Origin of the sequence: Catenulispora sp. EB89, assembly GCF_041261445.1 — a bacterium.
Classification (GTDB): domain Bacteria; phylum Actinomycetota; class Actinomycetes; order Streptomycetales; family Catenulisporaceae; genus Catenulispora.
In genome coordinates this window covers 94466-108844 of sequence record NZ_JBGCCU010000023.1, presented here as the reverse complement: position 1 = coordinate 108844, position 14379 = coordinate 94466, and the positions used below count along the sequence as shown (strand labels likewise).

The following is a 14379-nucleotide window of genomic DNA, read 5'->3' as shown; positions in this document are numbered from 1 at the left end:
AGTACCCTTATCCCTTGAGCGATCCGCTGAGCAGGCCGCGTTCGAACAGTCTCTGCAAGGCCAGATAGACCAGCACGCCGGGCACCGCGAGGATCAGCACGGCGGCCAGCCGCACCCCCTCGCCCTGTTCCTGCGACGCCTGCAGGCTGGTGACGACGACGGTCAGGGTGTCCATCTTCGGAGTCTGCGACACCAGCAGCGGCAGCAGGTACTGGTCCCAGATCATCAGGAACCCGAACACCGCGCACGTGCCCAGCGCCGGCCGGCACACCGGCAGCACGATCCGCCAGAAGATGCGGAAGTCGCCGGCGCCGTCGATCCGCGCGGCCTCTTCCAGCTCCAGCGGGACCCGCTTCATGAAGCCGGTCAGCACGTACACCGGAAGCGCCCAGCCGACCAGCGGCAGGATCAGGCCGCCGTAGGAGTTGACCAGCGTGCCCCCGGTGAACGGCTGGGGGATCTTGCCGAGCACCTGGAACAGCGGCACCGCGATCACCTCCTCGGGCATCATCATGGTGGCCAGGATGGCCAGCATGACCAGCCCGGCGCCCTTGAACCGCTTGCGGGCCAGCGCGTAGGCCGCCAGTGCGGACACCGTCAGCTGCAGGGTCAACCCTACGGCCACCACGATCAAGGAGTTGAGCAGGCCGCGCGCGACACCCAGGTGCCAGGCCTGGGAGATGTTGGCGCCGGTCAGGCCGTGCGGGACGTTCATCAGCGCGCCGAGCCTGGCCTGCTGCTTGGAGAAGGCGGTCGCCACGACCGTCCACAGCGGGTAGACGAACACGAAGGCGACCAGCGCGTAGAGCAGCCAGACGCCGGCTCTGGTACGGATCCTCATATGTCCCTGCGCCTCCGCCACAGCAGCATCAGGCACGTCAGCAGCATCGTCACCACAAGAAGCGCCGTCCCGATGGCGGCGGCGTAACCGGTGTCGTTGTTCTGGCTGAACTGCCGGTAGAGAAAGGTGACGACGGACTCCGACGACCCGGCCGGCCCGCCGTTGGTCGAGACCCAGATCTCGGTGAAGACCCGCAGGCCCCTGATGATCCCGAGCACCAGCACGATGGTGGTGATCGGGCGCAGCGAGGGCAGCGTCACGAAGCGCAGCCGCTGCCACCAGTTCGCGCCGTCGAGGTGGCAGGCCTCGTACATCTCGCGGTCCACCGAGGCCAGACCGGCGACGAAAATCACCATGTCGTACGGAGCGTTCTTCCAGATCTGCATCAGGATCACCGACGCCAGCGCCGAGTGCGGGCTGCTGAAGAACGGCTCCGGGCCGATGCCGACCTTGCCCAGCAGCGAGTTCACCGAGCCGTAGGGCGAGGGGTAGAGCAGCGTCGTCCACAGCTCGGCGGCGGCGACCATGGCGATCACGGTCGGCAGGAACACCGCGGTCCGCAGGATCCTGATGTGCCGGGCCGGCCCCTGCAGCAGCACCGCCAGCCAGAAGCCGACGAAGATCGAGCCGGAGACCGCGAACACCGCGTCGAAGAGCGTGTGCACGACCGCGGAGCGCAGATCCGGGTCGGAGAACAGCTTGGAGTAGTTCGCGGTGCCGACGTACTGGTTGCCGAGGTAGGGCCGGACATGGAAGAAGCTGAGGTAGACGCCCCAGATCGTCGGCCAGACCTTGAACACGCCGATGAACACCAGTAGCGGCGCCAGGTACAGCCACGGCCCCAGGCGCCGCCAGAACGGTTTCGCGGGCGGACCGCCGGTACGGCGGCGGCCGGACAGCACGCTGTCCGCCGCCACCGTGCTCTGAGTCTCGGCTGTCATCCGACGCCCTGCTGCTTGAGGAGCGAGGCGACGTCGGAGTTCATGGAGTCCAGGCCGGTCTGCACGCTCCCGCAGGAGGACAGCAGCTTGTTCAGGTCGTCGGACATCTTCTGCCGCAGCTGCGTCCAGTTCGGCGCGTTGTCGTACTCGTAGTGGCCGGAGGTCGCGTAGACCTGCTGCGCCAGCTGCCAGCGCGGGTCGTTGCCGTGCACCACGGAGGCGTCGACGGTCTTGTTCACCGGCAGCCGGACCACCGTCGCGGACGGGATCGCGGTCATGCCGATCTTCTGCGCGGCCGGGGTGACCATGAACTCCTCGAGCTTGGTCACCTCGTCCTGCTTGCTGTCGGCCATCGTGAAGATGTCGGTGCCCTCGGCCAGGGTCCCGGCGGTGCCGGTCGGCCCGGTCGGCGGGGCGATCGCGATGTACTTGCCCTTGACCGCGGTGGCGTCCATCGTGGCGTAGGCGTAGGGGCCGGTGAGGTACATGCCGGCCACGCCGGTCTGGAACGCCTTGTTGGCCGCGGTGGTATCGTCCCCGAGCGCCGAGGGCTGCACGTCCTTGTTCTTGCAGACCTGGTCCTCCAGGAACTGCGCCGAGGACACGGCCTGCGGCGTGTTCAGGGTCGCGGTGAACTTGCCGGCGTTCGCCTTGAGGTAGTCGCCGCCGGCCGAGTACAGGAACGAGGACCAGAACCACGAGGTGTAGCCGCGCGAGGTGGAGCCGGGGACGGCCAGGCCGTAGGTGTCGTTCTTGCCGTCGCCGTCCGGGTCCTGCGTGGTGAAGGCCTGCGCGACCTTGGCCAGGTCGTCCCAGGTCTTCGGCGGCTGCAGGCCGAGCTTGTCCAGCCAGTCCTTGCGGACCAGCAGCACGTTCGCCTGCGCCGAGAAGGGCACCGCGTAGGTCTGCCCCTTCAGGTCCGTGGCCGAGGCCCACGCCTGGTCGGTGAGCTGGTCGGCGCCGGTGAACTTGGTCTTGTCGATCGGCAGGACGATGCCCTGCGAGACGAAGTTGCCCATCTGCGCGGCGTCGTCGATGACGACGTCGGGGAGCTGGTGCGCGGAGGCCGCGGCGGTGAGCGCGGTCTCGAAGTCGGTGAGCGTCGCCTTGCCGATGGAGACCTTGATGCCGGTCTGCGCGGTGAAGGCGTCGAAGATCTTCTGGTAGGCCTTCGGCGAGTCGCCGGCCCCCCGGATCCACACGTTGAGCGTTCCCGTGGCGGCGGCGTTCTTCGACGTGCCCGCACCGGATGAGCTGCTGGAACCGCCGCAGGCGGCGGCGGATATCGCCACGCCGGCGGCCATGAGCGCGGCGCAGATGGATCTCGCTGTTCGGGGTGTCACGGTTCGCATGGGGCCCTCGGCTTCAACGGGGATTCATGGATGTGAACGAAAGACATGGAGGTGAACATGCTCAGATGCTGGAAACGTAGTGGCGAACGTCCGAGCGGTCAAGAGGAGCCCGAGGGGCAAGAGGGAGGGGGCTCCCGGAGGAGCCCCCTCGATAGTGGGTGATCAGCTGTTGGGCGCGCCTGCGACGGTGTAGCCGTCCCAGTCGTAGAGGAAGCCCTTGGCATTGGGACCGTCGGTGGCCGGGTCGCCGTGGTCGTCCACCAGGAGCAGATCCTGGTTGAGGGCCTGGCTCACGTACCCGTGGTCGAGCTTGTACTTCAGGTCCAGCGTGCCGATGTGGAACTGCGATTCCGTGGTGGCGGCGGAGATGGTGAAGGTGCCCAACACCTCCATCGCGACGCGGGCGCCGGTGACGTTCATCCAGCCCTCGAACGTGTACAGCGCGGAGCTGCGCAGGCCGGAGGAGTCGGTGCTGTTGAACTCGTGGCCCATGCAGCACTGGCCGTCGTAGGGGCTGGTGGTGTTGTCGGCGATGTGCGCCGGGCTCACCGTGCTCTGCGCGGTCTTGTCGAACGTCGCTCCGGCGATGGTGCTCCAGATCCCCATCAGGTCGCTGGAGTGGTGGCCGGAGTAGACGAACGGCCGCGCGATCGCCGAGTTCCCGCCGCTGCCGACCGCCGCGAAGCACTGGCCGGCGTTGGTCAGCCCGGCGGCGTTCAGCTGCGAGGTGAACGACGAGTCGCTGAAGGAACTCAGCATGCCGTCCCAGGTCGAGGCGCCGAAGAACTGGATCGCCGCGATCTCGGTGTCGACGCCGCCGTCCCGGTAGTTCGGGTTGTTGGTCTTCGAGAAGTTCCCGAAGCCGCAGATCCCGGACGAGAAACTGTTGGCGTCGTTGTAGGTGTAGTTGCTGCCGTAGCCCATGGCCGCTTCCAGCAGCGTGACCTTGTTCTGCTCGGCGGAAGACAGCTGGCTCCACGCCGAGCTGTCGTTCTTGAGCAGCAGCAGGGCCTGCGCCACCGGCGCCTGGCCCCACATCTCCAGGCCGCCGTCCGCGTCCGGCTCGTGGCCGCCCGCTATCAGGCTCCTGACTTGGGTCAGCAGCGCGCTCCGGACACTGGTTCCACTGGTAGCCGCAGAACCCGGGGCGACCTTGTCGACCAGAGCCAGGTAGTAGAGCACCTTCGCCTGGTCGATGTTGGCCGGACCGGTACCGGGACGCGGGACCGAGGAGGTCGGCGCGGCCCAGTCGAACGGCGCGGCGGCGACCGCGCTGTCGATCAGCGACTGCGTGAACGGGTTCGGTCCGCCGCCGCCGGAGGTGCTGCCGGTGACCGGGGAGCTGGCCGCGGAGGCCGCACCGGAGGCGTCGACCGCCACCACCGTGTAGGTGTGGGTGCTGCCGGCCGCCAGGCCGCTGATGGTCGCGGACGTCGCGGTCGGCGAGGCCACCACCGAGAAGCCCTCCAGAACCTGGTACGAGGCGGCGGGATCGCCGTTGTTCGCCTCGGACCAGGACAGGCTGATGCTGGAGGACGTGGTGCCGGTGACGTTCAGGCCGGTCGGCGTGGCCGGCGTGGTCGGACCGCCGGAGCCGGTGGTCGCGGTGACCGGCGCGCTGGCCGCGGAGCCGTTGCCGGAGGCGTCGACCGCGGTCACCGTGTAGGTGTGCGTGCTGCCGGCCGCCAGCCCCGAGATGGTGGCGCTGGTGGTCGCGACGGTCGCGACCGGGACGCCGCCCTCGGACACGGTGTACGAGGCGGCCGGATCGCCGGTGGCCGTCTCGGTCCACGCCAGGCTGATGCTGGACGTCGTGGTGCCGGTGACGGTCAGAGCGGTCGGCGTCGCCGGGGTCGGCTGCCCCGACAGCGCGTAGGCCGCGACGTTGGTCGGCGCGATGTAGCCGCCGGAGCCGTAGTCGCCGCTGAACTGGAACTGCAGGCTGGCACCGGCCGCGAGCGTCGGGTCGGTGCTGTCGTTGGTCAGCGTGTAGTGGTTGGCGCTGGAGGCGTAGGTGACGCCCGCCGAGCTCTCGATGTTCTCGCTCTTGTCCAGATCGAACTGCACGTCCCAGCCGGTGACCGAGGAGCCGGAGGTGTTGGTGAGCGTCGCGGTGTCGGTGTAGCCGCTCCCCCAGTCCTTGGTCTTCTTGATCGTGACGGTCAGGCCGCCGCCCCCGCCGCCGGTCGTGCTGCCGGTGGCCGCGGCGCTGTGCGCGGACTCGTTGCCCGCCGCGTCGACGGCGGTGACGGTGTAGGTGTGGGTGCTGCCCGCGGCCAGGCCGGTGACGCCGGCGCTGGTCGACGTCGAGGTGGCGACCCGGTTGGTGCCCTCGTAGACGTTGTACGAAGCGGCCGCGTCCGAGTTGTTCGTCTCAGTCCAGTTCAGGGTGATGCTCGACGAGGTCGCACTGGCCACGACCACGTGTTGCGGGACAGCCGGAACGGTACTGGGGTTGGACGTGGTGCCGGTCACCGGCGCGCTCGGCGCCGAGGCGTTGCCCGCCGCGTCGAGGGCTTCGACCGTGTACGTGTGCGTACTCCCGGCGGTCAGACCGCCGACGGTGGCGCTGGTGCCGGTCGCGGTGGCGACCACGGTGGAGCCTTCGAGGACCTGGTACGACGCGGCCGGGTCGGCGTTGTTCGTCTCGGTCCACGACAGGCTGATGCTGGAGCTCGTGGTCCCGCTGACCGCCGGGTTCGCCGGCGTCGCGGGGGTGTTCGCCGAGCTCGGCGTGGTCGCCGTGGCCGCGGTGCTGTGCGCGGATTCGACGCCGGAGCCGTCGACGGCGGTGACGGTGTAGGTGTGGGTGCTGCCCGCGGCCAGGCCGGTGATCGTGGCGCTGGTGCCGCCGGCCGTCGCGACCTTCGTCGAGCCCTCGTACACGTCGTACGAGGCCGCGGCGTCGGAGTTGTTCGTCTCGGTCCAGCTCAGCGCGATGCTGGAGCTGGACGCCGCCGAGGCGTTCAGCGCGGTCGGGGTGGCCGGGCCGGTCGACGTGGGGGTCTGCGGACCGTCCGTGGCCAGGCTGAAGTCGGCGAACTCGGCGTTCTCGGTCTTCTTCGGGCTGTAGCTCAGGTCGTGCCCGCCGTGGAAGGTGGAGAAGAACACGCCGGAGTGCGCCCCGGGCATCGGCTCGGTGGCCTGGCAGACGTTCTTGCCGTCGCTCCAGATGGTGATGGACCCGGTCGAGACGTTGGTCAGCTGCTCGATCGAGTGCCACTTGCCGTCCGCGGCGAACGTCCAGTTGCCGTTGCACAGGTCGGCGCCGTAGCCGGAGCCCGACGCGGTGTAGAAGTACAGCTCGCCGTTGGGTGCGGCGGCGCTGCCGCCCTTCCACATGTAGCGGGTCGACCAGCCGCTGGCACAGTGCTGCGCACCGCTCTCGCAGCCCATGACCCCGCCGCCCCACAGGCCCGGCATCTTGCCCTGGGTCTTGCCACCGAAGTCGAAGCCGACCGGGAAGCTGTAGTCGTACTTCAGGTCCAGGCTGGGGCTGTTCGCCAGGGCGGTCTCGCCGTTGGTGGTCAGGTCCTGGTAGAACTGGCCGCCGCCGAGCACGCAGCCGCTGACCGACAGGTAGCAGCTCGGCGGTCCGCTGTTGGCGGGATAAGTGACCTTCAGCGCCTGCCCGGATCCCGGGGCGCTGGAGTCGGTGACCGGGGCCAGGTTTCCGTAGCCCCAGTTACAGCCGAATGTCCCCGAGGCACCCTGACACTGCGCGGTGTCAGACGTGGTGCCCCAGTGCGCGATCCATGGTGCGGTGTGGAAGTTGTCGAACGTCCCCGTCCACGCGGGGACCGTCGAGGCCGATGCCGACGCCGCCGCTGGTGTCGCGGCGGCGGCGAACCGGCCGGTGGCGGCCTGTCCGGCCTGGGTCACGCCGAACAGCGTGAGCGCTGCGGCGAGCATCCCGATCAGGATTTTCGTCCCCCGACGTCTTGATGGTCGCACTGGAGAGATCTCCTTTCGAACACATGTGACGTGTTGAGCGGGGGTTTCAGATATGTGAACTATCGTCAGATATCTGAAATCCGTCGCAGACGGTAATGTGGGGCAGGAGACCTGTCAACGAAGGAGTCCCATGGCCGAGACGGGCATATCCCGCGGACCGGCGGCCGGATCCGCCGCCCCGACGTCCGACGCGAGCGCGGACGGGGCCTCCGAGCTGGGCGGCGGCGACTCCGCGGCGGGCGTGAAGTCGGCCCGGCGGGCCGTGGAGCTGCTGGAGGCCTTCGGCGCGAACCACTCCTGGCTCTCGCTCACCGACCTGCACCACCACACCGGATTCCCGCGCTCCTCGCTGCACGGCCTGCTGCGCACCCTGCGCGACGTGGGCTGGATCGAGTCCGACGACGCCGGCACCCGGTTCCGGCTCGGCGTCAAGGCCCTGATCTGCGGCACCGCGTACCTGGACCGCGACCCGGTGATGCCGTACGCCACCGAGGCGCTGGAGAAGGTGCGCGAGCAGATCGGCTACACCTGCCACTTCGCGCGGCTCAACGGCCCGCACATCGTCTACCTGCAGACCCGGGAGTCGCGCACCTCGGCGCACCTGGTGTCGCGGGTCGGCCGGACGCTGCCGGCGCACGCCACCGCGCTGGGCAAGGTGCTGCTGGCCGAACTGGCCGACGACGAGCTGACCGCGGTGCTGCCCAAGAACCTGGCGGCGCTGACCGACCTGACCATCACCGACCGCGAGGCGCTGCGCTCGGAGCTGGCCTTCATCCGCGAGCGCGGGTACTCCACCGAGCGCGGCCAGAGCTCGCCGAACGTGGCGTGCGTGGCGGCCGTGGTGCCGTACCGGATCCCCGGCACCGACGCGATGAGCTGCTCGATGCCCGGCGAGCGGGTCACCGACGCCGAGCTGCAGCGGGTCGGCTCGCTGCTGCGGGACGTGGCCGAGGACCTGAGCCAGCAGCTGCGGCGCGCCGGGATCCGGTGATCCCGGCGGCCTGATCCCCGGTGCTTCCGGCGCGGCCCTGACCGGCCCCCAGCAGCGCTGATTCCCGCGCCGCAGCGGTCGGGGACGGCCCTTTAGCAGGCGTTGGCACCGTTCCCATATGTGAATGCCATCTCCTTTGCTGAATTGTTACCGGCTGATGTCTTGTCAGTCTCCTTAACCAGTGCCACGGTTCCGGCCATGGCGACTACTGCGTCCCCCGCAGCCCCGGCCGCGCGCCGTCCGGTGAACCGCGCGACCCTCTACACGTTCGGTGCCTTCGGCGGCATCCTGTTCGGCTACGACCTCGGCGTCATCGCCGGCGTTCTGGTGCTGCTCGCGAAACAGTGGTCTTTGACCGCTTTCCAGAAGGGCGCCATCACCGCGAGCCTGTCGGTCGGCGCGATGGTCGGCGCGGTCCTGGCCGGCCGGCTGTGCAACCGGATCGGCCGGCGGCTGACCATCATGACGGCCGCGGTGGTGGTCATCATCGGCACCGTCGCGTGCGTGCTGGCCGGCGACTGGCAGGTGATGATGCTGACCCGCGGCGTCATCGGCATCGGCATCGGGCTGTCCTCGGCGACGGTCCCGGCCTACCTGGCCGAGTTGGCCCCGGCCCGTGTGCGCGGCGCCCTGGGCTCGCTCAACCAGCTGTTCATCGTCAGCGGCATCCTCATCGCGTTCCTCGTGGACTACGCGCTGTCCAGCCACAACAACTGGAAGGGGATGTTCCTGGGGGCCGTGATCCCCGCGGCCATCCTGATAGCCGGGCTGCTGGTGCTGCCGGAGACCCCGCGCTGGCTGCTGAGCAAGGGCCGGGACGCCGAGGCCAAGGCGGTGCTGGCCGCGACCCGCCCGGAGGCGAGCGATGCGGAACTGGACGTCGAGGTCCAGGACATCCGCGACGTCATCCGGCGCGACTCCGAGCGCGGCCGGGTCCGCGACCTGTGGCAGCCGTGGGTGCGGCCGATGGTGCTGGTCGCGATGATCCTGGCGATCGGGCAGCAGTTCTCCGGCGTCAACGCCATCAACGCCTACTTCCCGACGATGCTGAAGTCGCTGGGCTTCGCCACGCGCACCGCGCTGCTGTCGGCGGTCGTGCTCGGCGTCGTGAAGTTCCTGTTCACGGTGTGGGAGCTGTTCGTCGTCGACCGCTGGGGCCGCAAACCGCTGCTCCAGATCGGCGCGGCCATCATGGTGGTCTCGCTGTTCGCCGCGGGCCTGGTCATCAAGAACGTGACCGACAAGAACACGCTCGGCACCATGACCCTGATCTTCCTGATCCTCTACCTGGCCGGGTACGAACTCGGCTGGGGCGCGACGGTGTGGGTGATGATCGGCGAGATCTTCCCGCTCCGGGCCCGGGCCGCCGGCACCGCCGTGGCCACCACCGTCCTGTGGGCCGCCACCGGCCTGGTGACCGCGGTCTTCCCGACGATGTCGGCGAAGAGCAACCTCGGGATCGGCGGCGCGATGTGGGTGTTCGCGGGGATCAACGTGGTGCTGCTGATCCTGGCGCGGTTCTACATCCCGGAGACGAAGGGCCGCAGCCTGGAGCAGATCGAGCGGGATCTGCGGGGCGGGAAGATGTCCGGCACCGCGGCCGGAGAGGCGGCCGAGGAGACCGGCGAGGCGGGACTGGTTTCCGAGGTCTGATCCGGTTTGCCGCCCGGCGGCGCACGAGCGTTCAAGAATTCCTGTGCGCCGCCGGGAATCCTCGGATCATGAACGACAGCACCGACAAGGACAGCACTCGCAAGGACGACACCGTCGAGGACAGCGCTCCCCACGACGGCCCCGTCAGGTTCGACACGAAGATCGCCGTGCTCCTGCGCGACGACCTCGCGGTGTGGCAGCGGCTGAACGTCACGGCGTTCCTGGTCAGCGGGATCGGATCGGCGCATCCCGAAGTCATCGGCGAGGCCTACCGGGACGCCGACGACACCGTCTACCTCTCGGAGTTCCGCCAGCCGGTGATGGTGTTCGAGGGGAGCGCGGAACTGCTCGCCGCCGCCCGAAGCAGAGCCCTGTCACGCGGACTGGATGTCGCGGTCTTCACCGCCGACATGTTCAAGACCGGCAACGACGCCGACAACCGGGCGGCGGTGCGTGCCGTGCACGGCACCGACCTGGATCTGGTCGGGATCGCGGTGTACGGCGCGAAGAACGCGGTCGACAAGGCCTTCAAGGGTGCCGCGATGCACCGCTGAGTGCCGGTGCCGACCGATCGCGCTGAGCGCCGCTGACTCCGGCGCGCAGACCCGCGCCGCGCCCTACCGCTGCTCGTGCGGTGCCAGGCGCGGCGCGCTGGTGTCCGCCAGGACCGCGTCCAGCAGGCCCGGCCAGCGGACGTCCATCAGCTCGCGGCGCAGCCGCACGTGCTTCTTCGCGCCGACCCACCACATGACGACCAGCCCGGCCTCGCGCAGCACCTTGTAGTGGTGCGACATCGTCGACTTGGTCGCGGTGAGCCCGCTCTTGTCCCAGACGTCCAGACAGGCCATCCCGCCTTCCGGGGCGAACGCCCCGACGGTGCGCACGATGGTCAGCCGTGCCGGCTCGGCCAGCGCCGACAGCACGGCGGTCAACTCCACCGCGTCCTCGCCGGGATGGCTCAGTTCGTACTGCTCGACCTGGGTGTCCATTGCCACAGCCTAAACCCGCTTGCCTTCAGTTCGATAGTCGTCGTACAGTTCGATACTAGTCGAACCGTTCGATGAGCGTCGAACTCTTTGGCTGCCGATCCAGCACTGGTCCGAGCGAATGCGATGGTGCCCCGTGTCAGCCACCACGGAAGAAGTCCTCACTCCCTTAACAACGAAGCCGGCGCCGGATTCTTCCCCCGATCCGCGGCGCTGGCGCATGCTGCCGGTGATCCTGTCGGCGATGTTCATGGCGATGTTCGACTACTTCGTGGTCAACGTCGCCGCGCCGTCGTTCCAGCACGACCTGCACACCACCGACGCCGGGCTGGAGCTGGTGGTCGGCGGGTACGGCTTCGCCTACGCGGCCGGCCTGATCACCGGCGGCCGGCTCGGGGACCTGCTCGGCTACAAGAGGATGTTCGTCATCGGCATGGCCGCCTTCACGCTGGCCAGCCTGGCCTGCGGGGTGGCCACGACCTCGACCGTGCTGATCGTCGCGCGCCTGGTGCAGGGCGCCACCGCGGCGGCGATGGTCCCGCAGCTGCTGGCCCTGATCAACGTCGTCTACCCGGTGCACGAGCGGCCGCGGGCGATGGCGTGGTTCGGCGCGACCATCGGCATCGGCTCGGTCGCCGGGCAGGTGCTCGGCGGCGTGCTGCTGGAGGCCAATCTGTTCCACTGGACGTGGCGGCCGATCTTCCTGGTGAACGTGCCGATCGGGCTGATCGCGGTGGTGCTGGCAATGCGCTGGCTGCCGGACACCCGGGGCACGCACCGTCCCAAGTTCGACCCGGTCGGCGCGATCGGCATCGCGCTGAGCATCGGCCTGGCGCTGGCCCCGCTGATCCTGGGGCGCGCCGAGGGGTGGCCGATCTGGACCTGGATCTCGCTGGTCGCCTCGGTGCCGGTGATGATCGTCGCGATGCGCTGGGAGGCCAAGCTGTCCCGCGCGGGCGGGGCGCCGATGGTGGACCTGGCGTTGTTCAAGGAGCGGACGTTCAGCCTGGGCCTGGCGCTGTCCGGGCTGATGCTGGCCATGTTCGGCGGGTTCATGCTGGCCATGACCCTGTTCCTGCAGGGCGGCATGCACATGAGCCCGGTGCGGGCCGGGCTGCTGTTCGGGCCGCTGGGCGTGGCCTTCGCGACCAGCTCGATGCTGGCCCGGCGAGTGTCCGGCCGGTACGGCTCCCGGGTGATCGCCATCGGCGCCTCGCTGAGCACCGCCGGACTGGTGTTCCTGGGCATCGTGCTGGCCTGGCGCGGCGCGGACCTGGCGTCCTGGCAGCTGCTGCCGTCGATGATCCTGGTCGGCACCGGCAACGGGTTCGTGCTGCCCTCGCTGGTCGGCTCGGTCCTGGCCGGGATCAAGTCGAAGAACGCCGGGGCGGCCTCGGGGATGCTGGTCACCTCGCAGCAGTTCGGCGGCGCGGCCGGCGTGACGATCCTGGGCACAGTGTTCTTCTCCGCGCTGGGCTCGCACCCGAGCGGGTTCGGCAGCTACGTGAGCGCGATGCGCTGGGTGGACCTGGTGGACGTGGTGTTCGTCGTGGCCATTCTGGCGATGGCGTTCCTGCTGCCCAAGCAGGCCGCGGGGATGGCCGCCAAGCGGTAGCGGCCCCAGCACCGTCGCCGGACGAATGCCCGGCCGGATCGCCTCATCAGCCGATCCGGCCGGGCATCGGCGTGCGCCCGGCCCTTCCCGGCGCCACTGTGGGACGCATGACGAATTCCAGCCTGGCCTCCCGGGTGGCGGCCGGGCGAGCGGCCCGCAAGCAGGTCACGCGCTCCTCGACCGGGGACTGGTCGGCACCGCCGGACCGCCTCGACCCGGTGGCGATCCTGGAGAAGCAGGCGGCCAGCCGGCTGCCGGGCCTGGTGCCGATCCGCTACGGCCGGATGGCGGCCTCGGAGTTCGCGTTCCTGCGCGGCGCCCCGGCGATCATGGCCGCGGACCTGGCGCACTCCCCCAACACCGGCCTGACGGTGCAGCTGTGCGGCGACGCGCACCTGTCGAACTTCGGGCTCTACGCCTCCCCCGAGCGCCGGCTGGTGTTCGACCTGAACGACTTCGACGAGACGCTGCCGGGGCCGTTCGAGTGGGACGTGAAGCGGCTGGCGGCGAGCATCTCGGTGGCCGCGCGGCAGAACGGGTTCAAGGACGACTTCGGCGCGGACGCCGCCCGGGAGGCGGCGCGGGCGTACCGCACGATGATGGCGCGGCTGGCGGGGATGAACGAGCTGGACGTCTGGTACCAGTGTGTGGACGCCACGATGCTGCTCCAGCTGGCCCGGCGCAAGCGGGGCCGGCAGGAGGTCCAGGCCTCGCTCACCGAGGCCGAGCGGCACACGAACCTGCAGGCGCTGCGCAAGCTGACCGGCCCCGGACCGGACGGCACGCCGCGCATCCGGTACCAGCCGCCGCTGCTGGTGCCGTTCGCGGAGCTGGGCTTCGACCGGGACGCCGAGGAGGAGACCATCCGCCGGGTGTTCACCGACTACCGGTCGACGCTGCAGGAGGATCGCAGGGCCCTGCTGGAGCGGTTCCGGTATGTGGAGTCGGCGCTGAAGGTGGTGGGCGTCGGCAGCGTGGGGACGCGCTGCTCGATGTCGCTGCTGCTCGGCGAGACCACGGCGACGCCGTTGTTCCTGCAGGTGAAGGAGGCCGAGGAGTCGGTGCTCGCGCCGTATCTGAAGGCCAGCCGGTACGAGCACCAGGGGCACCGGGTGGTCGGCGGGCAGCGGCTGATGCAGGCGACCAGCGACATGTTCCTGGGGTGGGCGAGCGGGCCGGAGGGGCGGTACTTCTACGTGCGGCAGCTGCGGGACATGAAGGGGTCGGCGAACGTGCCGGAGATGGACAAGGCGATGCTGCGCGCGTACGCGGAGCTGTGCGGGCAGACGCTGGCGCGGGCGCACGCGCGGTCCGGGGACCGGGTGGCGATCTCGGCGTATCTGGGCGGCGGGGATTCCTTCGACCGGGCCATGGGGCGGTGGGGCGTGGCGTACGCGGATCAGACTCGGGAGGATCACAAGGCTTTGATCGAGGCGATCAAGACCGGTGTGGTGCGCTCGGTTGAGGCTTGACGCCTCAGGTGTTCAGTCGACGCTGAGGTAGTCAGTAGCGGCGGCCGTTGCGCAGCAGGTCGTGGTCCTCGAGGAGGTCGACGAGGCGGGCCCGCTGCTCGGGTTCCATCGCCTTGTCGGGGAACGCCACGCCGCGGGTCGGCGCGGCGGCGAGTTTGAGGTGCCAGACGCCGAATCGCCGGTAGGCGCGGCGCCATTGCGGCCACGGGAGCTTGGCGATCCGGCCGGACGCCGCGTAGGTGACGCCCTCGGCGTCGAACGCGACGGTGATCGGCGCGGGGTGCAGGCATCCGGAGGCGCGGAGCTTGCGGTAGCGGCCGCCGACCACGGCGACGACGAGCAGGACGGAGATCACGGGGAGGACGACGGTCGCGTCGCGCAGCGCCCCGGCGAGGCCGGCGGCGACGAGGACGCCGACCCAGAGCACCGTCGGCAGCGCGTCGCCGAGCTCGGCGACGACCGCGGTCCGGGCGGTGCTGATGAAGGCGACGACGACGGGCGCGTCGGCGTCCGCGATCTCCTCCGGAACGCCGCCAAGATCCCCCACCCGCCACAGCATGCCCTATCAGGGCGA

Annotated in this window: 11 protein-coding genes; 5 read left to right on the top strand and 6 right to left on the bottom strand. The window is 69.8% G+C overall.

The genetic code is table 11. The annotated features are described in order from the left end of the window. Positions 1 to 7: 7 nt before the first annotated feature. The 4 genes from ABH920_RS36960 to ABH920_RS36945 form a co-directional block, all read right to left on the bottom strand. On the bottom strand, positions 8 to 841 hold the full coding sequence (locus ABH920_RS36960; RefSeq protein WP_370353926.1) for a carbohydrate ABC transporter permease: 834 nt from the start codon (positions 839 to 841) through the stop codon (positions 8 to 10). Beyond that, positions 838 to 1782, bottom strand: coding sequence for a carbohydrate ABC transporter permease (locus tag ABH920_RS36955; RefSeq protein ID WP_370353925.1), 945 nt, complete (start codon positions 1780 to 1782; stop codon positions 838 to 840). Before ABH920_RS36955 ends, ABH920_RS36960 begins: the two co-directional genes overlap by 4 nt. Then, a complete protein-coding gene (locus ABH920_RS36950) occupies positions 1779 to 3125 on the bottom strand; it encodes a sugar ABC transporter substrate-binding protein (protein WP_370353924.1) in 1347 nt (448 codons plus the stop codon). The genes ABH920_RS36955 and ABH920_RS36950 overlap by 4 nt, the downstream gene beginning before the upstream one ends. A gap of 171 nt (positions 3126 to 3296) precedes the next feature. Further along, positions 3297 to 7046, bottom strand: a complete 3750-nt coding sequence (locus ABH920_RS36945; RefSeq protein ID WP_370353923.1) for a fibronectin type III domain-containing protein — start codon at positions 7044 to 7046, stop codon at positions 3297 to 3299. A 172-nt stretch (positions 7047 to 7218) separates the two neighbouring features. Between ABH920_RS36945 and ABH920_RS36940 the strand changes: the two genes are divergently transcribed. The 3 genes from ABH920_RS36940 (at position 7219) to ABH920_RS36930 (ending at position 10286) form a co-directional block, all read left to right on the top strand. Further along, positions 7219 to 8079, top strand: coding sequence for an IclR family transcriptional regulator (locus ABH920_RS36940; RefSeq protein ID WP_370353922.1), 861 nt, complete (start codon positions 7219 to 7221; stop codon positions 8077 to 8079). Between the two features lie 198 nt (positions 8080 to 8277). Then, entirely contained in the window at positions 8278 to 9732 is a 1455-nt protein-coding gene (locus tag ABH920_RS36935; protein ID WP_370353921.1) for a sugar porter family MFS transporter, read from the top strand. Positions 9733 to 9800: 68 nt separating this feature from the next. Beyond that, positions 9801 to 10286: a DUF2000 family protein gene (locus tag ABH920_RS36930; protein ID WP_370353920.1), complete on the top strand. Its 486-nt coding sequence runs from the start codon at positions 9801 to 9803 to the stop codon at positions 10284 to 10286. A gap of 63 nt (positions 10287 to 10349) precedes the next feature. Here ABH920_RS36930 and ABH920_RS36925 read toward each other — a convergent pair whose 3' ends face one another. Beyond that, positions 10350 to 10721 (bottom strand): ArsR/SmtB family transcription factor, encoded by a 372-nt coding sequence (locus tag ABH920_RS36925; protein ID WP_370353919.1) that lies wholly within the window; start codon positions 10719 to 10721, stop codon positions 10350 to 10352. Positions 10722 to 10938: 217 nt separating this feature from the next. On the opposite strand from ABH920_RS36925, the gene ABH920_RS36920 reads away from it, so the two are divergent. Next, a complete protein-coding gene (locus tag ABH920_RS36920; protein WP_370353917.1) occupies positions 10939 to 12333 on the top strand; it encodes an MFS transporter in 1395 nt (464 codons plus the stop codon). A 107-nt stretch (positions 12334 to 12440) separates the two neighbouring features. Continuing rightward, positions 12441 to 13805, top strand: coding sequence for a DUF2252 domain-containing protein (locus tag ABH920_RS36915; RefSeq protein ID WP_370353916.1), 1365 nt, complete (start codon positions 12441 to 12443; stop codon positions 13803 to 13805). Positions 13806 to 13836: 31 nt separating this feature from the next. Here the strand turns inward: ABH920_RS36915 and ABH920_RS36910 are convergent, their stop codons facing one another. Beyond that, positions 13837 to 14352 carry a hypothetical protein gene (locus ABH920_RS36910; protein WP_370353915.1) on the bottom strand — a complete coding sequence of 172 codons (516 nt, stop codon included), beginning with the start codon at positions 14350 to 14352 and terminating at the stop codon, positions 13837 to 13839. Between the last annotated feature and the right edge of the window lie 27 nt (positions 14353 to 14379).